This window comes from Blastococcus goldschmidtiae (assembly GCF_031845325.1).
Lineage (GTDB): Bacteria > Actinomycetota > Actinomycetes > Mycobacteriales > Geodermatophilaceae > Blastococcus > Blastococcus goldschmidtiae.
The window spans coordinates 16625-41742 of record NZ_JAVREI010000013.1 but is presented as its reverse complement, the minus strand read 5'-3'; the positions used below and the strand labels follow the sequence as shown (position 1 = coordinate 41742).

The 25118-nt window shown below is 73.9% G+C and carries 25 protein-coding genes, 2 tRNA genes and 1 other RNA gene; 7 read left to right on the top strand and 21 right to left on the bottom strand.

All coding sequences use genetic code 11. From position 1 onward, the window contains the following. Positions 1 to 76 precede the first annotated feature (76 nt). Positions 77 to 2077 (bottom strand): TPM domain-containing protein, encoded by a 2001-nt coding sequence (locus RM425_RS16205; protein ID WP_311346334.1) that lies wholly within the window; start codon positions 2075 to 2077, stop codon positions 77 to 79. 95 nt (positions 2078 to 2172) lie between these two features. On the opposite strand from RM425_RS16205, the gene RM425_RS16200 reads away from it, so the two are divergent. Beyond that, the gene (locus tag RM425_RS16200; protein WP_311346250.1) at positions 2173 to 2547 is read left to right on the top strand and encodes a Rieske (2Fe-2S) protein; all 375 of its coding nucleotides are present in this window, start codon (positions 2173 to 2175) and stop codon (positions 2545 to 2547) included. Position 2548: 1 nt separating this feature from the next. On the opposite strand, the gene RM425_RS16195 is transcribed toward RM425_RS16200, so the two are convergent. The 10 genes from RM425_RS16195 to RM425_RS16150 all read right to left on the bottom strand — a co-directional run bounded on the left by RM425_RS16195 (position 2549) and on the right by RM425_RS16150 (position 12427). Next, entirely contained in the window at positions 2549 to 3706 is a 1158-nt protein-coding gene (locus RM425_RS16195; RefSeq protein WP_311346249.1) for an ABC transporter ATP-binding protein, read from the bottom strand. Continuing rightward, a complete protein-coding gene (locus tag RM425_RS16190; RefSeq protein WP_311346248.1) occupies positions 3703 to 4743 on the bottom strand; it encodes an ABC transporter ATP-binding protein in 1041 nt (346 codons plus the stop codon). The genes RM425_RS16195 and RM425_RS16190 overlap by 4 nt, the downstream gene beginning before the upstream one ends. Positions 4744 to 4750: 7 nt before the next feature. Continuing rightward, a complete protein-coding gene (locus RM425_RS16185) occupies positions 4751 to 5692 on the bottom strand; it encodes an ABC transporter permease (protein ID WP_311346247.1) in 942 nt (313 codons plus the stop codon). Further along, positions 5689 to 6693, bottom strand: a complete 1005-nt coding sequence (locus tag RM425_RS16180; protein WP_311346246.1) for an ABC transporter permease — start codon at positions 6691 to 6693, stop codon at positions 5689 to 5691. The genes RM425_RS16185 and RM425_RS16180 overlap by 4 nt, the downstream gene beginning before the upstream one ends. A gap of 113 nt (positions 6694 to 6806) precedes the next feature. Further along, positions 6807 to 8519 carry an ABC transporter substrate-binding protein gene (locus RM425_RS16175; RefSeq protein ID WP_311346245.1) on the bottom strand — a complete coding sequence of 571 codons (1713 nt, stop codon included), beginning with the start codon at positions 8517 to 8519 and terminating at the stop codon, positions 6807 to 6809. Between the two features lie 206 nt (positions 8520 to 8725). Then, complete coding sequence (recR, locus tag RM425_RS16170; RefSeq protein ID WP_311346244.1) at positions 8726 to 9325, bottom strand: recombination mediator RecR; 600 nt, start codon at positions 9323 to 9325, stop codon at positions 8726 to 8728. Positions 9326 to 9362: 37 nt separating this feature from the next. Then, a complete protein-coding gene (locus RM425_RS16165) occupies positions 9363 to 9713 on the bottom strand; it encodes a YbaB/EbfC family nucleoid-associated protein (RefSeq protein ID WP_311346243.1) in 351 nt (116 codons plus the stop codon). Between the two features lie 117 nt (positions 9714 to 9830). After that, positions 9831 to 12089, bottom strand: coding sequence for a DNA polymerase III subunit gamma and tau (locus tag RM425_RS16160; protein ID WP_311346242.1), 2259 nt, complete (start codon positions 12087 to 12089; stop codon positions 9831 to 9833). 66 nt (positions 12090 to 12155) lie between these two features. Next, an RNA gene (ffs, locus tag RM425_RS16155) (signal recognition particle sRNA small type) lies at positions 12156 to 12251 on the bottom strand. Positions 12252 to 12342: 91 nt separating this feature from the next. Then, a tRNA-Ser gene (locus tag RM425_RS16150) sits at positions 12343 to 12427 on the bottom strand. Between the two features lie 216 nt (positions 12428 to 12643). On the opposite strand from RM425_RS16150, the gene RM425_RS16145 reads away from it, so the two are divergent. Together RM425_RS16145 and RM425_RS16140 are read left to right on the top strand one after the other, a co-directional pair. Beyond that, complete coding sequence (locus tag RM425_RS16145) at positions 12644 to 12991, top strand: hypothetical protein (protein WP_311346241.1); 348 nt, start codon at positions 12644 to 12646, stop codon at positions 12989 to 12991. Between the two features lie 24 nt (positions 12992 to 13015). Further along, positions 13016 to 14794 (top strand): serine/threonine-protein kinase, encoded by a 1779-nt coding sequence (locus tag RM425_RS16140; protein ID WP_311346240.1) that lies wholly within the window; start codon positions 13016 to 13018, stop codon positions 14792 to 14794. A 51-nt stretch (positions 14795 to 14845) separates the two neighbouring features. Here RM425_RS16140 and RM425_RS16135 read toward each other — a convergent pair. From RM425_RS16135 to RM425_RS16115, 5 genes are all read right to left on the bottom strand, one after another. Then, positions 14846 to 14934, bottom strand: a tRNA-Ser gene (locus RM425_RS16135). Positions 14935 to 14944: 10 nt separating this feature from the next. Beyond that, the gene (locus RM425_RS16130; RefSeq protein WP_311346239.1) at positions 14945 to 15409 is read right to left on the bottom strand and encodes a nucleoside deaminase; all 465 of its coding nucleotides are present in this window, start codon (positions 15407 to 15409) and stop codon (positions 14945 to 14947) included. Further along, on the bottom strand, positions 15406 to 16068 hold the full coding sequence (locus RM425_RS16125; RefSeq protein WP_311346238.1) for an HAD-IA family hydrolase: 663 nt from the start codon (positions 16066 to 16068) through the stop codon (positions 15406 to 15408). The genes RM425_RS16130 and RM425_RS16125 overlap by 4 nt, the downstream gene beginning before the upstream one ends. Further along, entirely contained in the window at positions 16065 to 16568 is a 504-nt protein-coding gene (locus RM425_RS16120) for a tRNA adenosine deaminase-associated protein (protein ID WP_311346237.1), read from the bottom strand. The genes RM425_RS16125 and RM425_RS16120 overlap by 4 nt, the downstream gene beginning before the upstream one ends. Beyond that, positions 16565 to 17227, bottom strand: coding sequence for an O-methyltransferase (locus tag RM425_RS16115; protein ID WP_311346236.1), 663 nt, complete (start codon positions 17225 to 17227; stop codon positions 16565 to 16567). The genes RM425_RS16120 and RM425_RS16115 overlap by 4 nt, the downstream gene beginning before the upstream one ends. A 75-nt stretch (positions 17228 to 17302) precedes the next feature. Between RM425_RS16115 and RM425_RS16110 the strand changes: the two genes are divergently transcribed. Beyond that, positions 17303 to 18265 carry a prephenate dehydrogenase gene (locus RM425_RS16110; protein ID WP_311346235.1) on the top strand — a complete coding sequence of 321 codons (963 nt, stop codon included), beginning with the start codon at positions 17303 to 17305 and terminating at the stop codon, positions 18263 to 18265. A gap of 36 nt (positions 18266 to 18301) precedes the next feature. Continuing rightward, a complete protein-coding gene (locus RM425_RS16105) occupies positions 18302 to 18535 on the top strand; it encodes a DUF2630 family protein (RefSeq protein ID WP_311346234.1) in 234 nt (77 codons plus the stop codon). 64 nt (positions 18536 to 18599) lie between these two features. On the opposite strand, the gene RM425_RS16100 is transcribed toward RM425_RS16105, so the two are convergent. Then, the gene (locus RM425_RS16100) at positions 18600 to 19817 is read right to left on the bottom strand and encodes a PucR family transcriptional regulator (protein ID WP_311346233.1); all 1218 of its coding nucleotides are present in this window, start codon (positions 19815 to 19817) and stop codon (positions 18600 to 18602) included. Positions 19818 to 20125: 308 nt separating this feature from the next. Here RM425_RS16100 and RM425_RS16095 point away from each other — a divergent pair, with 308 nt between their 5' ends. Both RM425_RS16095 and RM425_RS16090 read left to right on the top strand, forming a co-directional pair. Next, a complete protein-coding gene (locus RM425_RS16095; protein ID WP_311346232.1) occupies positions 20126 to 21112 on the top strand; it encodes a UDP-glucuronic acid decarboxylase family protein in 987 nt (328 codons plus the stop codon). A 97-nt stretch (positions 21113 to 21209) separates the two neighbouring features. Further along, positions 21210 to 22844 (top strand): substrate-binding domain-containing protein, encoded by a 1635-nt coding sequence (locus RM425_RS16090; protein WP_311346231.1) that lies wholly within the window; start codon positions 21210 to 21212, stop codon positions 22842 to 22844. 12 nt (positions 22845 to 22856) lie between these two features. Here the strand turns inward: RM425_RS16090 and RM425_RS16085 are convergent, their stop codons facing one another. The 4 genes from RM425_RS16085 to RM425_RS16070 form a co-directional block, all read right to left on the bottom strand. Next, positions 22857 to 23240 (bottom strand): hypothetical protein, encoded by a 384-nt coding sequence (locus tag RM425_RS16085; RefSeq protein WP_311346230.1) that lies wholly within the window; start codon positions 23238 to 23240, stop codon positions 22857 to 22859. Beyond that, positions 23237 to 23653, bottom strand: coding sequence for an ArsR/SmtB family transcription factor (locus RM425_RS16080; RefSeq protein ID WP_311346229.1), 417 nt, complete (start codon positions 23651 to 23653; stop codon positions 23237 to 23239). Before RM425_RS16080 ends, RM425_RS16085 begins: the two co-directional genes overlap by 4 nt. Beyond that, a complete protein-coding gene (locus tag RM425_RS16075; RefSeq protein ID WP_311346228.1) occupies positions 23650 to 24099 on the bottom strand; it encodes an SRPBCC domain-containing protein in 450 nt (149 codons plus the stop codon). Before RM425_RS16075 ends, RM425_RS16080 begins: the two co-directional genes overlap by 4 nt. Before the next feature lie 95 nt (positions 24100 to 24194). Further along, positions 24195 to 25112 carry a glycosyltransferase family 9 protein gene (locus RM425_RS16070; RefSeq protein WP_311346227.1) on the bottom strand — a complete coding sequence of 306 codons (918 nt, stop codon included), beginning with the start codon at positions 25110 to 25112 and terminating at the stop codon, positions 24195 to 24197. Positions 25113 to 25118 lie beyond the last annotated feature (6 nt).

Sequence of the window (25118 nt, the reverse complement as noted above, 5' to 3'; positions counted from 1 at the left end):
CTCTCCTCCTCAGGATGTGAAGAGGGTCACCGTCCCACCGGGGTCCGACAGTTCCCAGGACTCCGTGCGCGACGGGTTAGAACCGACCGCCGCCCATTCCGCCGCCGCCGCCTCCGAAGCCCCCGCCGCCGAAGCCACCGCCACCGCCACCGCCGAAGCCGCCACCGAAGCCCCCGCCCCGGCCACCGCCCATCAGGATGCCGCCGAGCACCAGGCTGCCGAGGTCCACGCCGCCCCGGCGGTAGCCCGGCCCGTAGCCGCCGCCGAACCCACCGGGCCCGCCGCCGTGGCCGCCACCCCAGCCGGAGAGGTCGTCCTGGGCCCGCTCGAACGCCGAGCGCGCCAGCGAGGTGGCCTGGTGCGCCTCCTGCAGCGCCGCCACCGGCTCGTCGCGCCCGCGGGCGACGGCGGCGTCGAGGTGCCGCTGCGCCTCGGCCAGCCGGGTGCGCGCCTCGGGGCCGATCGCACCCCGGCGGGTGGCGATGAAGTCGCGGGCGGAGGCGATCTCCGACCGGGCGGTCATGATCGCCTGCTCCAGGGCGGCCGCTGCCCGGCGCACCTGGGTCTGCGCGTCGCGCGCCACGGTGAGCGCCTGCTCCAGCGCGATGTCGGCCTCCTCCAGCTGCCGCAGCGCGGCCAGCGGGTCGGGCCGGCTCCCGGCCATCAGGCCGTCGGCCGCGCTCAGTGCCGCCTCCGCGCGGCTGATCTGGGGGCGCAGGCCGCTCCGGTCGCCCGCCGCGGTGAGGGCGCGCGCCTCGGCGAGGTCCTTCTCGGTCTCGGCCCGGATCTGCGCGACCCGGCTCCCGGCGGCGTCGAGGTCGGCACCGAGCCGGCCGACGGCGTCGAGCAACGTGGTGGTCTGCGCCACCGCGTCCTCGGCCGCGCGGATGTCGCCCACAGCGGTGCCGGGCTCGGGCGAGGCCAGCGCCGTCCGGGCCTCCTGGACCTCCTGCTCGGCGGCCGCCAGCCGGGCCCGCGCCTCGGTGACGTTGTCCGCGACCGGCCCGATCGCCGAGTCGGCGAAGCGCTGCCGCAGCTGCGCCAGCCGCTGCTCCTCCTGCGGGATGCGGGCATGCAGCTCGGCGATCCGCGGTGCGAGAGCGTCGAGCACCTGCGGGGCGGTGTGCTCCAGGTCTCGGAGCGCAGTGAAGGCCTCGGCCTGCTCGTCCAGCCGGGTGCCGGCCGCCTGGGTGAGCTGCAGCATCTCGCCCAGCATCCGGCGCGTCGTCGGCTCGTCCTCCGGGATGTCGTCGTCCAGCTGCTGGCGCAGCGTGAACGCGCGGGAGAGCTCGTCCCGCGAGGTCGCCAGGGCCTTGTCGAAGCCGTCCACCGCCTGCGGGCCGTACTGCAGGCGGGCGTAGTCGAGGTCCAGCTGCGAGGTCTGCATCGCCTCGTCGAGCTGCAGGAGCGCGTTGCTCGCCCGGCCCTGCAGCTCCTCGGTGGAGACGCCGGCGTACGGGTCGGCCTTCTCCAGCCGGCTGACCGGCGGCGGGAGCGCCTCCCGCTTGCGCCGGCGGCTGCGGCTGACCAGGTACGCGCCGCCGCCCACGAGGGCGATGGCCCCGACCACCAGCAGGGCGCCGCCACCCCCGGAGTCGCCGCCGCCCGGAGCCTCGCCGGTGCGCAGGATGTCGGCGTACGCGACGACGCCGGCCTCCCAGTCGCCCTCTCGGAACTCGGGCACCATCGCCTGGTTGGCCAGCTGCTCGGCCTCCGCGCGGGTCACGTCGGCGCCGTCGGGCACGTCGATGCCGTACTCGCCCGGGTCCACGGCGACGGCGAGCATCGCGTCGGCACCGCCCAGCGCGGAGAGCTGCTGGGTCTCGGTCATCCACTCCCGACTGGTCAGGCCGCCGAAGTCGTCGACGAAGACGACGAACAGCTGGATCCCGTCATCCGACTGCAGCTCGTCGAGCGCCGCGTCGATCTCCGTCTCGTCGTCGAGGACACCGGCCTCGTCGACGATCTGGTCGTCGAGCCGGAACGGTTCCTCGGCCAGCGCGGGGCCCGCAGCGCCGACGGCGAGCAGGGCGGACGCGCCCACGACCACGAACAGCCGGCGGACGGCCACCTTCATACGGATCACCGATCGAAGGTACCGGCGCGGCGGGGGTCGGGCGTGGTCGCCGTGGGTAGGCGGTGCCCACCCACCCCGCACCCCGAGGAGTTCCCGTGCCGCAGGACGACCGGATCCCCGCCGCCGAGCTGCCTCCGGGGAAGGTGCGCCGCGTCGGCGACTGGGCCGTGGGCAACCGCGGCCCGGGACCGGACGGGGAGGACCGCCACTTCGCCGTCTCCCGCCGCTGCCGGCACCAGCTCGCCGACCTGTCGCAGGGTTCGGTGGACGCCGACGGCTGCCTGGTCTGCCCGTGGCACCAGAGCCGCTACGACGTGCGCACCGGCGAGATGGTCGACGGGCCGCGCGGCTTCCTGGGCTACCACGGGCCGACCCCGGGCTACTCCGGGCTCGTCGCCGCCGTCGGCCGCCTCGTGCGACTGCGCGTCCGCCGGACCCGCCGCGACGGCGACGACGTCGTCCTGGAGTAGCTCAGCGCCGCTCGATGGGCTCGTCGACGCCCTGCACCAGCGCATCTGTCTCCGGGTTCTCCGCACCGGGGGCCCGCACGGAGGCGCCCATGGACGCCGCGACCTCCTCGGGCGACTTCGGGTGCAGGACGCCGTCCCGGATCTCCTCGGCCCAGTGGCAGCTGACCAGCCGGCCGGGGGCGAGCTCCCGCAGCACCGGCACCTCGTCGTCGCACCGGGTCTCCTGCCGCCACGGGCAGCGGGTGTGGAACCGGCACCCGCTGGGCGGGTTCGCCGGTGACGGCAGGTCACCGGCGAGCAGGATCCGCTCGCGCGTCTCCTCCACGACGGGGTCCGGCACGGGGACGGCGCTCATCAGGGACCGGGTGTAGGGGTGCAGCGGCTGCTCGTACAGGTCGTCGGCGGGCGCCTGCTCGACCAGCGAGCCGAGGTACATGACCCCCACGACGTCGCTGATGTGCCGCACCACGGCGAGGTCGTGGGCGATGACCAGATAGGTCAGACCCAGCCGCTCCTGCAGTTCCTCCAGCAGGTTGAGCACCTGGGCCTGGACGCTGACGTCCAGCGCCGAGACCGGCTCGTCGGCGATCAGCAGGTCCGGCTCGAGGGCGACGGCGCGCGCGATGCCGATGCGCTGCCGCTGACCGCCGGAGAACTCGTGCGGATACCGGCGCAGCGCGGCCGACGGCAGGCCCACCGCGTCCAGGAGCGTCCGGATCTTCTCCGCGATACCGGCCTTGCCGCCCCCGAGACCGTGGGCGCGCAGCGGTTCGGACAACAGCGACTCGACGTTCTGCCGCGGATCCAGGCTGCCCAGCGGGTCCTGGAACACCATCTGCATGCGCTGGCGCATGTGCCGCAGCGGTTCGCCCTTGAGCGAGGCCACGTCGGTGCCGTCGAAGATCACCTCACCGGCGGTCGGCTCCTCCAGCCGCAGGATCGCCCGGCCGAGCGTCGACTTGCCGCAGCCGGACTCCCCCACCAGCCCGTAGGTGGCGCCCCGCTCGATGGTGAGGTCGACGCCGTCCACGGCCCGGACGTGGCCGACCGTCCGGTCGAAGACGATCCCCCGCTTGATGGGGAAATGGACCTTCAGGCCCCGGACCTGCAGCAGCGGCTCCTGGCCCTGGGTGCGCGGTGCCGACGCGTCGGCGGTCATCGGGCGGCTCCGGACACGGTCGACCCGGACCGGGACGGCGGGTACTCCAGCGGGTGCCGGCAGCGCAGCTCACGACCCGGCCCGTCGTACTCCAGCGGCACGATGCTGCCCGACACCTCGGTCAGGCAGTCGTCCTGGGCGTTGTCGCACCGGGGCGCGAAGGCGCAGCCCTGGGACCACGGGATGGCGTCGCGGGCCGAGCCCCGGATGGGCCTCAGCGGCGTCCCGCGGCTGGCGTCCAGACGGGGCACCGAGGCCAGCAGGCCACCGGTGTAGGGCTGCCTCGGCCGGGCGAAGAGCTCGTGCCGGTCCGCCGTCTCGATGATCTTGCCCGCGTACATCACGTGCACCCGGTCGCACAGCCCGGCGACGACGCCGAGGTCGTGCGTGATCATCACCAGCGCCGTCCCGGTGTCGACGACGAGCTCCTTCAGCAGCTCGAGGATCTGCGCCTGGATGGTGACGTCCAGCGCGGTGGTGGGCTCGTCGGCGATGAGCAGCCGCGGCGAGCAGGCCAGCGACATCGCGATCAGCGCGCGCTGACGCATGCCGCCGGAGAGCTGGTGGGGGTACTCCTTGAGCCGCCGATCCGGGTCGGGGATGCCGACCTTGTCCAGCAGCTCGACGGCCTCCCGCGACGCCTGCTTCCGGTCCATGTCGCGGTGCTCGAGCAGCACCTCGGTGACCTGCGTGCCGATCGGCACGGTCGGGTTCAGCGAGGACAGCGGGTCCTGGAACACCATGGCCATGTCAGCGCCGCGCATGCGGCGCAGCACCTCGTCGCGTGCACCGACGAGCTCCTGGCCGTCGAACCGCACGGAGCCGCCGACCTGCACGCCACGTCTGGGCAGCAGCCCCATGACGGCCAGCGAGGTCACCGACTTCCCGCAGCCGGACTCGCCGACCAGGCCGATCGTCTCGCCCGGGGCGACCGAGAAGCTGACGCCGTCGACGGCGCGGGTGCCGGCTTCCCCCTTGCGTGTGAAGGTGACCGTGAGCTCGTCGACCTCCAGGACCGGACCGTTCGGGACCGTCACGAAGTGCTCACCTCCGGAACTTCGGGTCGAGGGCCTCGCGCAGCCGCTCACCGAGCAGCGTGAACCCCAGCGCCACCACGATGATGCAGAGCGCCGGCCAGATGGCCAGCCACGGGCGGACGGACAGGAAGGCCTGCGCGTTGGCCAGCATCGCGCCCCACTCCGGCCGGGCGATGTCGGGGTCGCCGAGGCCGAGGAAGGACAGCGCGGCCGCCTCGATGATCGCCGTCGCGAGCGACAGCGTGGCCTGGACGATCACCGGCGACAGCGAGTTGGGCAGCACGTGCCCGAACACGATGCGGGCCTTCTTCACCCCGAGCGCCCGGGCGGCGACGGCGTAGTCGCTGTTCCGCTGGGCGAGCATCGACCCGCGCAGCAGCCGGGCGAAGACCGGCACCTGGACGACGGCGATGGCGATCATCAGCGAGTACTGGTTCTGCCCGAGCAGCACCGACACGGTGATCGCCATGAGCAGGCCCGGGATCGACAGGATGATGTCGACGAACCGCATGACGACGGTGTCCACCCACCCGCCGAAGGCGCCGGCCAGCACCCCCAGCGTCATGCCGACGACCAGCCCGAGGACGGTGGACACGACGCCGATGAGCAGCGACTGCCGCGAGCCGTAGATCAGCCGGGAGAGCAGGTCGCGGCCGAGGTTGTCGACCCCGAGCGGGAAGCCCTCCCGCGGGCCGGGGATCTGCCCCGGGCGGATCTCCGAGAGCAGGTACTGCGTCACCGGATCCTTGGGCGCCAGCAGCGGGGCGAAGGCGGCGACCACCAGGAACACCAGCACGATGACGGCGCCGATGATCGCGACCGGGTCGCGCCGCAGCCGGTTGAAGGCGCTGCGCGTCAGCGACAGCCCGCCGTCGCCCTCCGGGATCGCCCCCGCCTGGGCGGCCAGCTCGTCGATGCGCCTCCGGCGGACGTCCCCCAGCGCGGTCAACGGACCCTCACTCTCGGGTCCAGGAGACCGTAGGAGATGTCGACCAGCAGGTTCACCAGCACGTACACCACGGCGAGCAGCAGGATGAAGCCCTGCAGCACGGCGAAGTCCCGGTAGGTGATCGCGTCCCGGAGGGCCAGGCCGACCCCACCGAAGGCGAAGACGGTCTCGGTCAGCACCGCGCCGGACAGCAGGAGCCCGGTCTGCAGCCCGATGGTCGTCGACACCGGGAGCAGTGCGTTGCGGACGATGTGCCGGCGCCGCACGGTCGCCGTCGCCAGTCCCTTGGCGTTCGCCGTCCGCACGTAGTCCTCGTTGACCACGTCCAGGACCGACGCCCGCGTGATGCGCACGATGATCGCCAGCGGGATGGTCCCGAGCGCGATGGCGGGCAGCACGAGGTGCAGGGCGGCGTCCCAGGCGGCGTCCCACTCCCGGGTCAGCAGCCCGTCGAGCACGTAGAAGTTGGTGATCCGGGTGGCGTCGATGCGCACGTCCTGCCGGCCGGAGCCGGGCAGCCAGCCGAGCTCGACGGCGAAGGCGAGCCGGAGCAGGTAGGCGAGGAAGAAGACCGGGATCGCGACGCCCAGCAGCGAGCCGACGACGGACGCCGAGTCCAGGAAGCTGCCGTGCCGGCGGGCGGCGAGGTAGCCCAGCGGGATGCCGACGCCGATCGCGAAGACCATCGCGACGAGGGTCAGCTCGATGGTGCCCGGGAAGCGCTCGAGGAAGACCTCGGTGACCGGGCGGCCGTACTGGGTGGAGTTGCCGAAGTCGAGGGTCAGCGCCCGGCCGAGGAAGCGCAGGTACTGGACGTAGAGCGGTTCGTCGAGGCCGAACAGCTCGTTGTACTGGGCGATCGCCTCGGGCGTCGCCCGCTCGCCGAGGGCGGCCTGCGCGGGGCCCCCGGGCAGTGCCCGCAGCCAGGCGAAGAGCAGCACGGACAACCCGAGCAGGATCGGGATCAGCTGGAGTAGCCGCTGGACGATGAAGCGGAGCACGTGGTCGCGTCAGCCTTTCCGGACAGCTCGGTCCTGGTCGCGTCCGACCCCGGACGGGCGACCGCGCCGGCGGCGGCATCATGCCACCGCCGGCGCGGTCGAGGGGAACCGGCTCAGTCCTCCAGGTACACCGTCGAGAAGTCCTCCGCGGTCAGGGGGCTGGGCTCCAGACCCTGCACGTTCTCGGCCACCACGAGCGCCGGGGGCGAGTGCGAGATCGGCACCGCCGGCAGGAATTCCTTGATGAGGCGGTTGGCCTCCTCGTAGAGCTCCGTCCGCTCGGCCGGGTCCGGCTCGGCGTCGGCCTGCGCCAGCGCCTCGAAGATCTCCGGGGCGCTGAACGCGCCGAACTCCGCGGACGCCTGGTTGTTCTGGTCCTCGGCGAAGAACGTGCCGATGAAGTTGTAGGCGTCGTTGTAGTCACCGGTCCAGCCGAGCAGGTGGACGTCGGCCTGGCCGGACTGGACGGCCTGCAGGTAGTCGGGGTTCCACTGCAGTGCGGTCGGCTCGACGGTGAAGCCGGCCTCCTGCAGGTCCTCGCTGATGACCTGGAACATCGCGGCCGGGTCCGGCAGGTACGGCCGGCTGACGTCGGTCGGGTAGTAGAACTTCAGCGTGGTACCCAGCGCGCCGGCCTCCTCGAGCAGCTGGCGGGCCCGCTCGGGGTCGTACTCGTAGGTCTGCACGTCCTCGGCCCAGCCGTCGACCGTCGGCGGCATGAAGTTCGTCGCCACCTCGGCGCCCTCGGGGAGCAGCGAGTTCACGATGGTCTCGCGGTCGATGGCGTGCGCCAGCGCCTGGCGGACCCGGATGTCCTGCAGGGCCGGGTTGGCACCGGTGCCCGGCACGTTCCCGCCGTTGATCCCCAGGTACAGGATGTTGAAGGGATCGCGGACGAGGACCTGTGCGCCCTCGCCTTCCAGCGTGTCGTAGTCGGCGGGCGAGACGAAGTCGTAGCCGTCGATGGTGCCGGCCTGCAGCTCCTGCCGGCGGGTGTTCCCGTCGGGGATGGTGCGGAAGATGATCTCGTCGAGCAGCGCCTGCTCGCCCCAGTAGTCCTCGTTGCGGACGATGGTGACCTCGCCGTTGCCGCGGTCCCAGCTGTCGAACTTGAAGGGGCCCGTGCCGGTCGGGTGCTCGAGGGCGTACTCGGTGTAGGTGATCGCGTCCTCGCTGCCGGACAGGTTGTCGGCGTCGTACTCCTCCAGCGCCGTCGGGCTCTGGATGGAGAACGCCGGCAGCGACAGGGCGGCGGGGATCTTGCTGGTCACCTGGTTGAACGAGATGACGGCGGTGTTCTCGTCGGTCGCCTCGCAGCCCTCGTAGATGCCGGGGTCGTCGCTGTCGGCGAAGCCGCCGAAGACGGCCTGGTAGTAGTACGAGGCGCTCGGGCTCTGGGCCAGGCCGGTGAAGTTGTGCCAGCGGTCGAAGTTGAAGCACACCGCCTCGGCGTTGAAGTCCGTACCGTCGTGGAACTGGACGTCCTCGCGCAGGTTGAACGTGTACTCGAGGCCGTCCTCGCTGACCTCGTAGTCCTCCGCGAGGGCGGGAACGGGTTCCGTGCCGCCCGGCTCGTTGGTGAACAGACCCTCGTGGATCTGGCGTGCGACGCGGAAGGTCTCGCCGTCGCTGGCGAAGGCCGGGTCGAACATGGCGGGGTCGCCGGCAGCGCCGAAGACCATCGTGCCGCCGGACTGGGCGTCGCCGGCGGCATCGGTGCCGTCGCCGGAGTCCTCACGGTCGCTGGAGGCACAGGCGGAGAGGGTGACCGCGGTTACGGCTGCGGCCGAAGCGGCGAGCGCGCGGGTGTAGCGGCGACGATGCATCGCGGAAGACCTGCCTTCCCAGCCCCTGTGGGCCGGACGGGATCCGGATCTGTCAGTCGTGGACGCGAAGATCCACACTGTTCAGCGGACCTTAAGACGCCCGTTCCCGTACCGGCGAGGCCAGGGCTGTATCGACACCATCTCGTGACATGGGGCACACGCCCACGCCGGAGGCCGTGCAGTGCCCGGGGCGCGACTGCGCGGCGTCAGGCGGTGATGGTGCGGCGGCCCTCGAACGCGCGGCCCAGCGTGACCTCGTCGGCGTACTCCAGGTCGCCGCCGACCGGCAGGCCGCTGGCCAGCCGGCTCACGGTCAGCCCCATGGGTCCGACCAGCCGGGCCAGGTAGGCGGCGGTCGCCTCGCCCTCGAGGTTGGGGTCGGTGGCGATGATCAGCTCGGTGACGGCACCGTTCATCAGGCGCGTCATGAGCTCCTTGACCCGCAGGTCGTCCGGGCCCACGCCGTCGATCGGGCTGATCGCGCCGCCGAGCACGTGGTAGCGGCCGCGGAACTCCCTGGTCCGCTCGATGGCGACGACGTCCTTGGGCTCCTCGACGACGCAGAGCACGTCCTCGGTGCGGCGCGGGTCGCGGCAGATCCGGCACTGCTCGGCCTCGGCGACGTTGTAGCAGGTCACGCAGAAGCGCACCTCGGCCTGCACCCGGTTGAGCGCGGCCACCAGCCGGCCCACGTCGGCGGACTCGGACGCCAGCAGGTGGAAGGCGATCCGCTGCGCGCTCTTGGGCCCGACGCCGGGAAGGCGGCCGAGCTCGTCGATGAGGTCCTGGACGGCACCCTCGTACACGGTGTTCCTCGATCTCTGGGCGGTGTGGAGGTGCCGGTCAGAAGCCGGGCAGGCCCAGCCCGCCCCCCGGGCCGCCACCGAGACCGCCGGCCAGCGGGCCCATCGTGTCGGCCGCCAGCTGGTCGACGGCGCGCCTGGCGTCGCGGACCGCGGCGACCACGAGGTCCTGGAGCGTCTCCAGGTCCTCGGGGTCGACGGCGGCCGGGGCGATCGTCAGCGCGGTGAGCTCACCGCTGCCGGTCATCGTCGCCGAGACCAGCCCGCCGCCGGCGGTGCCGGTGACCTCGCGCGCGGCGAGCTCCTCCTGCGCGGCGACGAGCTGCTGCTGCATCTCCTGCGCCTGCTTCATCAACTGAGACAGGTCGGGCTGGCCTCCACCGGGGAACATGGTTCGAGAGTAGGCCGCGGATCCGACGCGCAGCCGCTTCCCGGCCACCCCCGGGACGGCTGGTGCCCGCGGGACCCGACGACCACCGTCGGCTCCGGCGCCGCCGGGACGGGCCGCTCAGGACTCGATCGGACGGGCGCCGAGCTGGGTGCGCAGCAGCGACAGCGCCGCCTGCTCCGGGTCGACGACGGCCTGGGGCTCGCGTCCCGACCCCGACTCCTCCGCTGCCCGCTCGGCCATGAGCTCACGGGCCTCGGCCGCCTCGGCTGCACGGGCCGCCTCACGGGCGTCCTCGCGGCTGACCGGCGGCCCCGGCGCAGCAGCGCCCGCGACGACGACCTGCACCTTCCAGCGGACGCCGAGGAGCTCCTGCAGCGACGCGCGGATCACGTCCTTGTTCAGGTCGTCGCCCAGCATCTTGGCCAGCGCCGGCGACGTCGCCCCCAGGGTGAGGACGCCGCCGGCCAGGTCGTGCACCTGCGCGCTCTTCAGCAGCGCCTCGGTGGTCCGCTTGTGGCCGCGGACCACCTTCAGCAGCTCGGGCCACACGCGCCGGACGTCGCTGGTGTCCAGCGTGCCCTCGGACTCGGGTGGGTTGGCCGAGACCACCGGCGTCGGCTCGCCGCCCCGCGGCACGGGTGAGGACTCCGCCGCCGGCCGGGGCGGGGCGGCCGGTGCGGGGTCCTCGACGCGCGCGGCCGCGGCACGGACGGCCGCCGGCTGCGCCGGGTGCGGCCAGTCCTCGTCGTCGGTGGGCTCGGGTGGCAGGGGGATGTCCGGCTCGTCGGTCGCGGGACGCACGGACCGGGCGTCGGGCCGCCCAGCGGCAGCCGCCGGAGCGGCCGGAGCGGGTGTGGGCGCGGCCGGAGCGGGTGTGGGCGCGGCCGCCCGGGTGCGCGATCCGGGCTGCACGGTCTCCGGCCAGTCGTCCCCGGCGGGGGTGGCGGCGGGAGGTGCGGGCGTCGGCGCCGGCGCGACCTGTTCGCGGCGCTGCGAAGGGCGGACGTACTCCGCCGGGGCGGCGGCGGCAGGGGCGGCGGCGGCAGGGGCGGCGGCGGCGGCAGGGGCGTCGGCAGGCGCAGCCGCCGCCGGACGGACCGGCTCGGCCGCGGGCGCACGCTCCGGCTCGCGGGCCGGCGCCGGACGGGTCTCGACTGCCCGCGCGGGCTGCTGCGGTGCGGGCTCGGCCTGGGGACGTCCCGCGTGCTCGCCGGCGATCGACATCCGCCGCTCGAGCCGCTCGAGCCGCTGCAGCGTGGCGACCGCGGAGCCGTCGGTGCCGGGCAGCAGCATGCGGGCGCAGACGAGCTCGAGCAGCAGCCGCGGCGCCGTCGTCCCCCGCATCTCGGTGAGCCCCTCGTGCACCGTGTCGGCCATCCGCGACAACGTCGCCGAGCCCAGCGCCTGGGCCTGCTGGCTCATCAGGTCCAGCCGGTCCGACGGCGAATCGAGCAGGCCGTTGCCCCCGGCGTCGGGCACCGCGTCCAGCACGATCAGGTCGCGCAGCCGGTCGAGCAGGTCGGTGGCGAACCGCCGCGGGTCGTGCCCGGCCTCGACCACCCGGTCGACCGCGCGGAACACCCCGGCGGCGTCGTGCGCGGCCAGCGCGTCGATCGTCTCGTCGAGCAGCGCGTCGTCGGTGACCCCGAGCAGGCCGACGGCGCTCTTGTAGGTCACGCCCTCCGGACCGGCGCCGGCGAGCAACTGGTCGAGGATCGACAGGGAGTCGCGGACCGAGCCGCCGCCGGCGCGGACGACGAGGGGGAAGACCGTCGGCTCGACCGTCACCCCCTCGGCAGCGCAGGTCCTCTCCAGCAGTCCGCGCAGCGTCGTCGGCGGCACGAGGCGGAACGGGTAGTGGTGGGTGCGCGACCGGATGGTGGACAGCACCTTCTCCGGCTCCGTCGTCGCGAAGACGAAGACCAGGAACTCCGGCGGCTCCTCCACCACCTTGAGCAGGGCGTTGAAGCCCTGCGAGGACACCATGTGGGCCTCGTCGACGATGTAGACCTTGTAGCGGCTGTTCACCGGCGCGAAGAACGCCCGCTCGCGCAGGTCGCGGGCGTCGTCGACGCCACCGTGGCTGGCCGCGTCGATCTCGATGACGTCGAGCGAGCCCGGGCCGTCGGGGGCCAGCGCCACGCACGAGCCGCAGACGCCGCAGGGCGTCGAGGTGGGCCCCTGCTCGCAGTTCAGCGAGCGGGCCAGGATGCGCGCCGACGACGTCTTGCCGCAGCCGCGTGGGCCGCTGAAGAGGTAGGCGTGGTTGATCCGGCCGCCGTCGACGGCGTTCACCAGCGGCGCGGTGACGTGCTCCTGACCGACCACCTCGGCGAAGGTCGCCGGGCGGTACTTCCGGTACAGAGCCAGGGCCACGGGGCGAGGTTACCCAGCCGCCCCGACGGTCCGGGCGCATCCTCCGCCCGCACCGGTCCGGGGAAAGAAAGGGACCCCCCGCGCACCCGCCAGAGCCCGCTTATCCTTGCTGCCTTCCGGCCCTGGGGAGGTTCACAGGGTGACGCCACACGAGGGGTCTGGACACACTGTAGAGCACACCGGGCGGACGCCCGGCACGCTGGATGCGACGAGCCCGCCGCCGTCCGGAGAGGACGGGGCGGGCCCGGTGCGGCGGAGGATGGGAGATTCGAACTCCCGAGGGGTTGCCCCCAACCCGCTTTCCAAGCGAGCGCCATAGGCCACTAGGCGAATCCTCCAACTGCGTGCCCGATGCTACCGGGCGGGCTCCCGAGACCTGGGCACGGCTCTCGGCGGGCGCCTCGACGACCACCGGCCGGGGCACGGGAGCCGTCGGGACACCGTCCGGGGGCGGCAGGGTGGTTGAGTGTCCCGACCGGCGGGCATGCACGTGCGGATTCGAACTGAGGCCTTTCGGGAACGCGCCGCGGAGGCGACCGGAGGAGGAGGCGGACATGAGCGAGGACACGCAGGTGCGACCGGACGTGGTCGAGGCGATCGTCGGCGTCCTCAAGGGCGGTGACGCCGCGGCACTGCCGGAGGGCGCCACCTCGGCGGAGAAGGCGGCCGCCAAGGACTCCTACCTTTCCGAGTTCGTCGCCGAGCGCGGGAAGCGCGACCGCCAGTCGCAGGCCTGGGAGCTGCTGCTGACCCGCAGCTACGACGAACCGCCCACCTGGGGCCGGATCTTCGACGACCTGGACCCCGCGGTGCACTCCGAGCTCGGCGACCTCTTCGACGCCCTGCCCGAGGGTGCCAAGGAGGAGTACGTGCGCCGGTACGGGGAACCCTCGGGCGTCTGACCCCGGTCCGGCCCCACCCCGCCGATGTCCCGATCCCTCACCGCGCCCGGCCGGCTCGTCGCCGGGCGCTACCGCCTGCAGTCGCAGATCGGTGGCGGCGGCATGGGAGCGGTCTGGCTGGCCCGCGACGAACTCCTGGGCCGGCAGGTCGCGGTCAAGCAGGTCCTGGTCTCCGACTCCGACGAGGCGCTGGCCGACCAGCAACGGCAGCGCGCCCTGCGCGAGGGCCGGATCGCCGCGCGGCTGAGCCATCCGCACGCGATCTCCGTCTACGACGTCGCCCAGGAGGGCGAGACGCCGTGGCTGGTCATGGAGTACCTGCCCTCGCGCAGCCTGGCCGAGGTGGTCACCGCCGACGGCGTGCTGCGCGTGGACCAGGTGGCGCAGATCGGTGCCCAGGTGGCCGACGCGCTGACCGCCACGCACGCGGCCGGCATCGTGCACCGGGACGTGAAGCCGGCCAACATCCTCATCGGCCAGGGCGACGGGCTCGAGGGCCTGGTCAAGATCACCGACTTCGGCATCTCGCACGCCCACGGCGACGTCACGCTCACCCAGACCGGCCAGATCACCGGGACGCCGGCCTTCCTCGCGCCCGAGGTCGCCCAGGGCTACGAGATGGGCGAGGCCAGCGACGTCTTCTCCCTCGGCGCCACGCTGTACACGTGCCTGGAGGGGCAGCCGCCCTTCGGCATGGAGGACAACGCGCTGGCGATGCTGCACAAGGTGGCGGGCGGGGCCATCCGTCCACCCGCGCGCGCCGGCTCCCTCACCGGCCCCGTGACCCGGATGCTGGCCGCCGACCCGGCGGACCGCCCGACGATGGCGGAGGTCCGGGACGAGCTGGCCCGGCTCGCCGCAGGACGCAGCGGGGACACGACCACGGTCCTGCTGGCCCGCACCGACCTGCGCCCGGCCGGCGGGCGCCCGCGCACCGAGGCCTTCCCGGCCGCCGGGGTGGCCGCTGCCGGAGCCGCCGTTGCCGGCGCGGCCGGCGTCGGGGCCGCTGCTGTGGGAGCCGCCGCGGCGGCCGATGCGCCGGCGAAGGCGCCCCTGCCCGCGCCCCCCGTCCGCTCGGCAGCAGCACCGGCCGGCCCGCGGACGAGCACACCTCCGGACGCCGCGCCTCCCCCTCCCCCGTCGGCGTCGCCACGGACCGGCCGGCGGAAGGGGATCCTGCTGGCCGCGGCACTCCTCGTCGCGGCCCTGGCCGCGGTGATCGGGTTCGTGCTGCTGAACCTCGACGACACCGACGGCGCCGGCACGCCGGCCGGCGGGACGCCGTCCTCCCCGTCGCCGTCGAGCCCGGCGCCCGAGGAGGAGGAGACCGGGGACGAGCAGACGGGCGAGGAGCCGGCCGGCGGCTCGACCGACGCCACAGATCCGGACGACGGGAGCGCCGGGACCAGCGCCGCGGAACAGCCGACGCCCTCCCAGCCCGCCCCCGAACCCGAACCGGTCCCCGAACCGGAACCGGAACCGGCCGCCGACCCGCTCAGCGCCGCCAACATCGAGGCGTTCCTCGCCGACTACCACCGGCAGGTGCTCCAGGACCCGGCCTCCGCCTACGACCGCACCGGGCCGACCCTCCGGGCGAACATCAACCGCGAGAACTACATCGGGTACTGGAACCAGTTCTCCGACGTGACGCTCAGCGAGGTGCAGGCGTCCGACGGGCAGACCCGGGCCACCGGCCGGCTCCGGTGGACCTACACCGATGGCCGGGTGGAGTCGGCGGTCCGCGCGTTCACCGTGATCGAGCGGGACGGGCAGCTGATCCTCGACAGCGAGCTCGACCCCTGACCGACGACCGAGCCCCCGCCTCCCTCACGGGAGAGCAGGGGCTCCGGTAGCTGGCGGTGGCGGTGGGATTTGAACCCACGGAGGCTATGAACCTCACACGCTTTCGAGGCGTGCTCCTTCGGCCGCTCGGACACGCCACCGCCGAAGAGACTACAGGCCCCGGTGCGCGCGGAAGAACGCACGTAGCAGCATGGCGGACTCCTCGGCACGGACGCCCGCGGTGACCTCCGGCCGGTGGTTGAGCCGCCGGTCGCGGACGACGTCCCAGAGCGAGCCGGCCGCACCGGCCTTGGGGTCCTCGGCGCCGTAGACCACCCGGTCGACCCGGGCCAGCACGCTGGCACCGGCGCACATCGTGCACGGCTCGAGGGTGACCACCAGCGTGCAGCCGGTCAGCCGCCAGCCGTCACCGTGCACGCGCGCCGCCGCCCGCAGCGCCAGGACCTCCGCATGCGCGGTGGGGTCGCCGACCTTCTCCCGCTCGTTGGCGGCCTCGGCCAGCAGCGCGCCGTCCGGCCCGAGGACGACGGCGCCGATGGGGGTGTCGCCCCACTCCTGCGCCGCGGCCGCGAGTTCCAGCGCCCGGCCCATCGCGCCGTCGACATCGAGGGTCATGACGCTCGAGCGGCGCCGTCCAGCGGGAAGCCGACCAGTGCGGAGAGCTCCGCGATCGCGGCGTCGGGGTCGACCACCTTGATGGTCGAGAAGCCCAGCGCCCGCGCAGGCTTGAGGTTGATGCCCAGGTCGTCCAGGTAGGCGCAGTCGGTCGCCTCGATCCGCCGGCCGACGGCGTCGGAGAGCCGGTCCAGCGCCCGCCGGTAGATCTCCGGCTCGGGCTTGCGCACGCCCTCGACCGACGACTCCACGATGACGTCGAACAGGTCGAGGATGTCGTCCATCCGCCCGCCCCGTTCCATCGGGGAGACGTTGTTCGACACCATCCCCAGCGGCAGCCCGGCCTCCTTCAGCGCGCGGATGGCGGCCACCATGGCCGGCCGCACCTCCCCGCGGAGCGCGGCCAGCACGCGGCCCGCGTCCAGCCGGTGCCCGAGCGCGGCCGCCTCGGCCTCGAACGCCGCCGAGAAGCCGGGCACGTCCAGCTCGTTGCGCTCGAAGCGGGCCCACGCGTTGGTGTCCGGGTCGGTGGAGTTGAGCTGCCGGATGAGCCCGTCGGGGAGCCCGGCCTCCCGCTCGTACGCGGCGAACGCGATCATCGGGCTCTCGGTGATCACCCCGCCGAGATCGAAGACCACCGCCGACACGGTGCCGGTCACGGGTGCACCGCCGCGGCCAGCTCGTCGGCGAACCCGAGCCGTGCGGCGATCCGCTGCACCATCTCGTCGGCCCACAGGTCGTCAGCAGTCACGATCGTCCTCAGCTCCTCGGCGGGCAGTCCGTCGTCGGCGAGGACGTCCATGTCCCCACCCGGCCAGCCGCTCTCGTCGTCATCGAAGGCGCCGTCGGTGTCGACGCCTATCCCGTACCGCTCCACCACCTCGGCGGCGAGCACCCATTCGAGCATCGTCGCGTCGGAGATCAGCGCCCGGACCATCCCACCCGGCCCGTGCCGCAGCACGACGAAGTACAACCGGGAGTCCACGACCACCACGAACGGCGGCGGCCAGGCCCCGACGTCGCCCAGTGCCCGCTCCAGGACCGGCAGCTCGTCGCCGGCGTCCTCGGCCAGCAGCTCCACCCGCCAGCGCGCGCCCGCCCGCGAGATCCGCACCGCGTAGCTGGCCGGGCCGGGAGGCGCGCCGTCCACCGCGCTCATCGCTTGCGCAGCACGGTCAGGCCGTCGGCCAGCGGCAGCAGCGCGGTCTCCCACCGGGGGTCCGTGGCCAGGGCGGCGTTCAGCTCGGCCAGGGCCCGGTCGGACTCGTCCTGCGGGTCCAGCACACGCCCCTCGCGCAGGGTGTTGTCCAGCAGGACGACGCCGTTCGCGCGCAGCCGCGGGTGCAGTTCCTCGACGTAGGCCGCGTATCCGGTCTTGTCCGCGTCGACGAACGCCAGGTCGTAGGCCGGCTCGGCCGGCAGCGCCCGCAGGGTGGGCAGCGCGTCCCCGAGCCGCAGCTCGATCCGGTCCGCCACTCCGGCGCGCTCCCAGTACCGGCGGGCCACCGCCGTCCACTCCTCGCTGCGGTCGAGGCAGAGCAGCGAGCCGTCGGCGGGCAATCCCCGGGCGATGCAGAGCGCGGAGAGGCCGGTGAACGTGCCGATCTCGATCGCCGTCCGGGCGCCCACGGCCGTGGTGAGCAGCCGCATGAGGACGCCCTGCTCGGGCGCGATCTGCATCGAGCCGGGCGCCTCGCCGCGCTCGGCCATCTCCGCCGTCTCCCGGATCAGGTCGGCCAGCACCTCGTCGACGGCGTCCGACGAGGCGCGGACGTAGTCGGCGAGCTCCTGCGTGAGGAGGAACGACCGCGGCGTCATGGCGTGTGGGGATGGAGGAGCACGTGGGTCATGGCACGTGGGGGTCGAGCTGCGCGGGGGTCATAGCCTCTGATCATGGCCGATGCCGAAGGTGCCGGGAACGCTGCTACCGGGCGGGCCCCCTCGTTCCCGGTGCCGACCATGCCGGCGCCCCCCGTCTCGGTCGTCGGGCTCGGTCAGCTGGGCGGCTCCCTGGCCGCCGCGCTGGTCGCCGCCGGCCGCCCCGTGTCCGGCTGGGACACCGACCCCACTGCCTGCGACGCGGCGTCCGCCCGTGGGGTGACGATCACCCGCGAGCTCTCCGGCGTGGTCGTCCTCGCCGTGCCGCTCCACGCGATGACCACGGCCCTGGACGGGCTGCGGGTCGACCCCGGCGCGACCGTCACCGACCTCGGTTCGGTGAAGGGCCCCGTCCTGGAGGCGCTGACCCCGGCGCTGGGCAGCCGGTTCGTCGGTGGCCACCCGATGTGCGGCACCGAGCGCTCCGGTCACGAGGCGGTCGACCCGGCGCTGTTCGCCGGTGCACGGTGGGCGCTGTGCGTGCAGCCGGACACCGAGCTGCCCCGCTGGCTGCGGGTGGCCGAGATCGCGCTGGCGGTCGGCGCCGAGGTCGTGCCGGTCACCGCCGCGGAGCACGACGACGCCGTCGCGGCGATCAGCCACGTGCCGCACCTGCTGGCCGCGGCCCTGGCCTCGGCCGCCGCCGAGGCCGGGCCGCTGGCGCTGGCGCTGGGCGCCGGCAGCTTCCGCGACGGCACCCGCGTCATCGGCAGCGATCCCGCCTTCGTCACCGCGATGGTCGAGGGCAACGCCGGACCCACGGAGGCGGCGCTGGACCGGGTGCGCGCCCAGCTGGCACGCCCCCGGCCGGAGCTGGTGGCCGCGGGTCACGCCGTCGTCAGCCGGCAGGACGCCCGGCGGCCGGTCCGCATCCCGCTGGAGCGGGCCGCGCTGCTCGCGCTCGGTCGCGCCGGTGGCGCGGTCACCCGCCGGCTGGCCGCGTTCGTGGAGGGCTGGGTGCCGGAGACCGCCCGCTGACCGTTTCGTGCCCCCGCGTGGGGGCAGCACCCCTGCATGGACGAGAACGACATCCTCAGCCGCATCCACTCGCTGGTCGAGGAGGAGCACAAGCTCCGCGACAGCGACGAGCACACCGACGAGACGCGCACCCGCATGAGCAAGCTCGAGGCCGACCTCGACCAGTGCTGGGACCTGCTGCGGCAGCGGCGGGCCAAGCGCCAGTACGACGAGGACCCGGACGAGGCGCAGCCCCGCCCCGAGCCGCAGGTCGAGAGCTACCTCCAGTAAGAGGACCCCGTCCTCCCCTGGACGGGGCCGTCGCTCGCGCTGCGGAGCGGACTGGGGTTCATCCTCAGGCCGACCGCTGGGTCGGCCGCCCGTGCTGTGCGCCCAGCAGGGCGAGCTGCCACTGCAGGCGGGCGCGCGGGTCGGCGACCTTGCGGCCGGTGACCTGCTCGATCCGCCGCAACCGGTGCATGACCGTGTTGCGGTGGCAGTAGAGCTCGTCGGCGGCGCGGGTGGGCGAACCGTCCGAGGCCAGGAACGCGGCCAGCGTGTCCAGCAGCACCTCGCGCTCGTCCGCGGGCAGGGCCAGCAGCCCGCCCAGCGTCTGACCCACGAGGCGGGAGCTGATCTCCGGGGAGTTGCTCAGCAGCGCTTCGGGCAGCCGCTCGTCGATCGTGACGACCCGGCGCGTCGCCCGCGGCAGGGTCCGCGCCGCCGTCTCGGCCAGCCGGTAGGCGGAGGCGACCGCCCCGGCCCCGTCGACCGGCGCGGAGACCCCGACCGGGCCGGTGGTCAGCGCCTGCAGCCGGCCACGGATCTCGGCCGCGCTCAGCACGCCCAGCGCGATCACGCCCACCTGCGCACCCGACCGGGTGCCCCAGACCGAGCGCACGCCGTGCCGGAGCAGTTCGGTGCCCACACCGTCGAGCCCCGGTCCGCCGTTCTCGTCGGGCAGTGCGACGACGGCCATAAGGCGGCCGTCCAGCGACATGGCCAGCAGGTCCGCGGCCGTGCGCACGAACGCCGGGTCGTCCCCCCGGCCGTCCAGCAGCCCGTCCAGCATCCGGAGGCGGGTCTCCTCGTCGACGCCGGCCAGCCGGCGCTGTTCGTCGCGGTAGCCCTCCGCCAGCGCGGCGCACTCGCCGTCGTTGGTGCGCCAGACGGTGCCGGCGACCTGCAGCAGGAGGGCGTCGTGCCGGCCACCGGCCTGGGCGGAGACCTTGAGCAGCGCCTCCCAGGTCACCTGCCCACCGAGCCGGTACGCCCGCAGGACCGCTTCCAGCGGGATGCCCTGCTTGGCTCTGCGGCGCCCCACCTCGCGAGCTCCGTGCAGCGCCGGGCGGTCGGGAACGGGAGCGCCGACGAGCGCGAGGAGGCCGTGCTCGAGGTTGTCGCGCGTCGAGCGGCGCAGCTCCTCCTCGGAGCCGGCGATGAAGTCGCGGTAGGCCGGCTCCGTACGGGAGAGCACGTCCACCATGCGATCGGTCATGGCGTCCAGCTGCTCCAGCAGCAGCGGGGCGAGGTCGACCAAACGGGACGAGACCTCGGTGTCGAACGCCTGCACTCGATCTCCTTCTCTGGGCGTGACGTACAGCACAACACGTCGCGACCATGACTGTGCGTTGCGCCCATTGTGACCGCAGACACGGAGCGGCAGCGTCATTCGGACGGACTTGTGACCCAATCGTCGCCCGCGTCCCACTGTGCGGAATGCCTCCGCGCGCCGCCGTGCCGGGCGGCCGCCCGCAGCGCGGAGCCGCCACCCGCCGCGAATTACTTCGACGTCGAAGTGTGCACGCCACGATCCCCCGGGTAGGGGGCCAGGGACGGTGGCGCCTGGCCGTGCGCCAGAGGCGGACGAGGGAGCAAGTCATGGCACAGCCGGTGCGGGCAGCACGGGACATCCGACGGGCGGTGGTGACCGGCGGCGCCGGTTTCCTGGGCTCACACCTCTGCGAGCACCTGCTCGACCGCGGGGTCGAGGTGGTCTGCCTCGACAACTTCCTCACCGGGTCGCCGGAGAACGTCGTGCACCTCATGGAGCACCCCGGGTTCCGGCTGGTGCGCTGCGACGTCACCGACTACGTGCACGTGCCGGGGCCGGTCGACCTGGTGCTGCACTTCGCCTCTCCGGCCAGCCCGCTGGACTACCTGAAGATGCCGATCGAGACGCTGAAGGTCGGCAGTCTCGGCACGCTGCACACCCTGGGCCTGGCCCGGGAGAAGGGCGCCCGCTACGTCCTGGCCTCGACGTCGGAGGTGTACGGCGACCCGCTCGTGCACCCGCAGCCCGAGGAGTACTGGGGCAACGTCAACCCCGTCGGCCCGCGAGGCGTCTACGACGAGGCGAAGCGGTTCAGCGAGGCACTGACGACGGCGTACCGCAGCTCCCGCGGCACCGACACCGGCATCGTGCGCATCTTCAACACCTACGGACCGCGGATGCGCGCCGACGACGGCCGGGCGATCCCCGCCTTCGTGGGCCAGGCGCTGTCCGGCCGGCCGCTCACGGTCGCCGGTGACGGCTCCCAGACCCGCTCGATCTGCTACGTCGACGACACCGTGACCGGCATCCTGACCATGGCGTTCTCCGGCCACGCGGGACCGGTGAACATCGGCAACCCCGACGAGCTCTCGATGCTCCGGCTGGCCGAGTGGATCGTCGAGCTCACCGGGTCGGACTCGCCGATCGACTTCATCGACCTGCCCGTGGACGACCCGAAGGTCCGGCGCCCCGACACCACGCGCGCCGAGCAGCTGCTGGACTGGCGGCCGCAGGTGCCGTCCGAGGAGGGGCTGCGGCGCACGGTCGCATGGTTCGCCGAACAGCTCGCCGCCCGGGAGGTGCGCGCCGGCTGAGACCGGTGTTCCGGCCGGCGGCACAGCTTTCCCCTCTAGGGTGTCCCTGCGGACCGGGGGGGCCGCGCCCGTTGCCGAGTGATGACAGAGAGCGAGCATGGGCCGCCACGCTGATCCGACTGCCACCGACCGCCGGTTTCCCGCCGCCCTGATCGCTGCCGGGGCCGTGGTCGTCCTCCTCCTCGCCGGTGGCCTGGGGTGGTGGCTGACCGCCGGCGACGGCGAGGAGTGCGCCACGCGCTCGACCGTCGACGTGACGGTCGCCCCCGAACTGGTCTCGCTGACCCAGGAACTCCTCTCCGAACCCGGCGCTCTGGATGCCGACGGCTGCATCACCGCTGAGATCACCGCCCAGGAGCCGCTGCAGACCGCCGGCGCCCTGAGCGCGCTGGATCCCGAGTCGCTTCCCGACGTGTGGGTGCCCGACTCGTCGCTGTGGGCGCTGCGCGCCGGCGGGACGGAGCTGACCGACGAGGGCTCGCTCGGCTCCTCCCCCGTCGTGCTGGCCACCAGCCAGGCCGTCGTCGACGAGGCCGGCTGGAGCGACGCCCCGCCCTCCTGGGGTGAGGCGCTCACCACCGACCAGGCGGTGGCGGTGCCCGACCTGGCCGGCAGCGCCGAGGGCATCGCCGCGCTGACCGCGCTGCGCTCCGCGCTGGGCGGAGGCGAGCAGGCCGACAACGGCGTCGTCGAGGTGGTGCTGGCCGCTGCCCGCTCCGGGTCCGCCGAGGAGGCGCTGGAGGCCGCCGGCCAGGGCGCCGCCGACGCCGCCCTGGTACCGGTGAGCGAGCAGACCGTGTACGCCGCCCGCCGTGACGACGCCGAGTCCTCGCTCGTCGCGATCTACCCCTCCGAGGGTTCCCCGATGCTCGACTACCCGGTGCTGCGGGTCGGGGAGAGCGGTGCGCCGGAGGAGGCGGTCGACGCCGTCGTCCGCGTGCTGACCTCCGAGGACGCACGGGCTGCCGCCATGGAGGCCGGCTTCCGGGGCCCCGACGGCGCCGCACCCCCGGCGGCCGGCGAGGAGAGCGGCATCCGCGAGGAGGCCCCGGCGGAGGTGGAGCTGGACCCGGCCGAGGTGGGTGGCCTGCTGGGCCGGCTGTCGACCCTGGCCACGCCGTCCCGGATCCTGGCCGTCTTCGACGTGTCCACGTCGATGGAGGCCCCGGTCGGCGGCGGTACGCGCGCGACGCTGGCCCGGGACGCGGCGCGGACGACCCTGGCGCTGGTGCCGGGCGAGTACGCGCTCGGGCTCTGGGCGTTCGCCTACGAGCTGGCCGGCGACCAGGACTGGCAGGAGCTGGTGCCCATCCGGAAGCTGGACACCGAGGTCGACGGCCAGACGCAGCGGGAGATCCTGGACGCCCAGGCCGTCACCCTCCCCGACCGGCTGACCCCCGGCGGCACGGGGCTGTACGACACGACGCTGGCCGCGGTCCGGGCGGCGCGGGCGAACTACGATCCGACCGCCGTCAACAGCGTGCTGCTGGTCACCGACGGCACGAACGAGGACGACGCGAACGGCATCAGCATGGAGAACCTGCTGATCCAGCTGAACGCGGAGGCCGACCCCGAACGCCCGGTCAAGGTCATCGGCGTCGCGCTCGGTCCGGACGCGGACCTGTCGGCGCTGGAGAGCATCGCCGAGGCGACCGGCGGAGAGGCCTACTCGGCCACCGACCCCACCGACCTGCAGGCCGTGCTCTTCGACGCCCTCCGCCAGCGCGGCTGAGGGTCGGGGGGCTCAGTCAGCGTCAGGCTCGGAGACCAGGTGCACGATGGCGGCCGGGCTGGCGACCCAGAACGCCGACTCGCTGCCCAGGGGCTCGATGGCGTCGCACCGGGCGACGCCCGAGGCGGCCAGGTGCTCGGCCGCGGCCGCCGTGTCCGCGGTGGTCACCTGCAGCCACAACTCTGCCTGGCTCATCCCCGGTACCCGGTCGACCCACAGTCGGTTCATCCCGAAGGCGAACCCCACTGACTGCGGGCCGGAGGTGAAGGGGTTGTCGAGCTCCCGCAGACCGAGGGTGTCCCGGTAGAAACCGACGGTGGCTTCCCACTGGTGCGGCGGGACCTTCATCGCGATGTTGCGTCCGCCCTCGAAGGCCGGGTCGGTCGGGTGGCTCATGGTGCTCCTCCTCGAGTGGTCGATGTCGTCGAGCCGGCGCCCGCGTCCGGCTCGGGATGAGCCGGACCGGCTGTCCAGTCGTCGTCCAGGGCCTCGGCGGCCGTCTTCAGCCCGGCCAGGCGCTGCTCCCAGCGATTCCCGAGCTCGGTCAGCCAGTCGGCCGAGCGGTCGAGCTGGTCCCTGCGCACGGTGAAGCGCATCTCACGGCCGTGGCGCGCGGCGGAGACCAGTCCCGCCCGCTCCAGGAGCCGCAGGTGCTTGTCGACCGCCTGACGGGAGACCGGCAGTGGTCCGGCCAGGGTGGTCGCCGATGCGCCGGCGGGATGGCCGGCGAGGGCTTCCAGCAGGTGGCGGCGCTGTGGATCGCCCAGGGCCGCGAATACCTGACCGATGTCGGTGGCAACGGCGCTCATGCGCCCTCCAGGAAGGCGCGGGCGGCCGCGAGCTCCTGCTCCCAGCCCGCCAGGTGGTCGGCACGGTCGCGTCGCTGCTGCTCCTCGCTCGTCCGCAGCCCCTGCAGCCCGCTCTCCACGACACGGAGGAGGACGCCGCCCTGGGGGCTGTCCTCGACCCAGAACTCGATCAACGTCGACTCCTCGTCGATGGACCGGTGCGCGCCGTCGGCAGCCCGCCAGCGGAACGCGGCGTACCGAGGCGGGTCCAGCCGGACGGTCCGGACGGGGAAGGCGCCGTGCACCGGGTCGTGGACGATCGCGACGTCGCCGTCCACCTCGATGCGGTGCTGGGTGACCCGGCCGTCGTTGATCCACCAGCCGGGCTGGGACACCAGGTGCCAGACCCGATCGGCACGCGCATCGATCCGGATGGAACGCTCGATCCGGTCGGTTCCCTCGTTCATCGCCACCTCCCCGGCCGCCGCCCCGTCGGGCAACCAGATGGTTGCACCCAAGACGCAGACTTGCAACCGTTCAGTTGCAGGAGGGGCGACGGCCGTCAGCCGTGAGCGTTCACCGCGGCCAGCACCTCGTCGACGGTGATGCGGGCCAGCGCGGGGTCGAGCTCGGTGCCCCACGGGTCGCCGGCGCCGTCCCCGTGCCAGAGGACGACGTGCAGCGCTCTCCCGTCCGACCCCGTCCGCGCCGGCGGTCCCCACAGCGCGGGCGACACCGGCCCGAACAGCACCACCGAGGGACGGCGGTAGGCGGTCGCCAGGTGCGCCACCCCGGTGTCCCCGCACACCACGACCCGGGCGGCGGCGACCACGGCGGCCAGCTCCATCGACGTCGTGCGGCCGGCCAGCACGGCGTCCGGCCCGAGCCCGGCGCCCGCGGCCACGGCCTGGGCCAGCTCCACCTCGGCCGGGCCACCGGTGATGCGGACGTCGTGGCCGGCGTCGGCGAGGTGCCGGGCGACGGCGGCGAACCGGTCGGGCGGCCAGCGGCGGCCCGGGTACGCAGCCCCGGGGTGGACGACTGCGGCATCGCGCACCGGGGCCGGCACCGGCGGCACGGCGAGGTCGAGCGCATCGGGGTCCGCCTCGACCCCCAGCCCCTCGCCGACCAGCCGGCACCAGCGCGCCACCTCGTGCTCGTCGGCGTACCAGCGCGGGCCCGGGTAGCCGGGGCTGTCGAACGTGAGCAGCCGCGCAGGGCGCAGATCGGCCACGATCCGGTGCGAGGCGGGGCCCTTGCCGTGCAGGTCGACGGCGAGCTCGGGCGGCGGGCCGGACCAGTCCAGCGGCTCGAGCTCACCGGCGGGGAGCACCTCGTCGACGGCGTCGACCAGGCGGGCGAGGGGCGCCAGCGACGCCGTCGTCGCCAGGACCAGCCGGTGGTCCGGGACGGCCGCCCGGACGGCCCGGATGGCCGGCACCCCGGTCAGCAGGTCACCCAGCCCGAGCGGCCGCAGCACGACGGT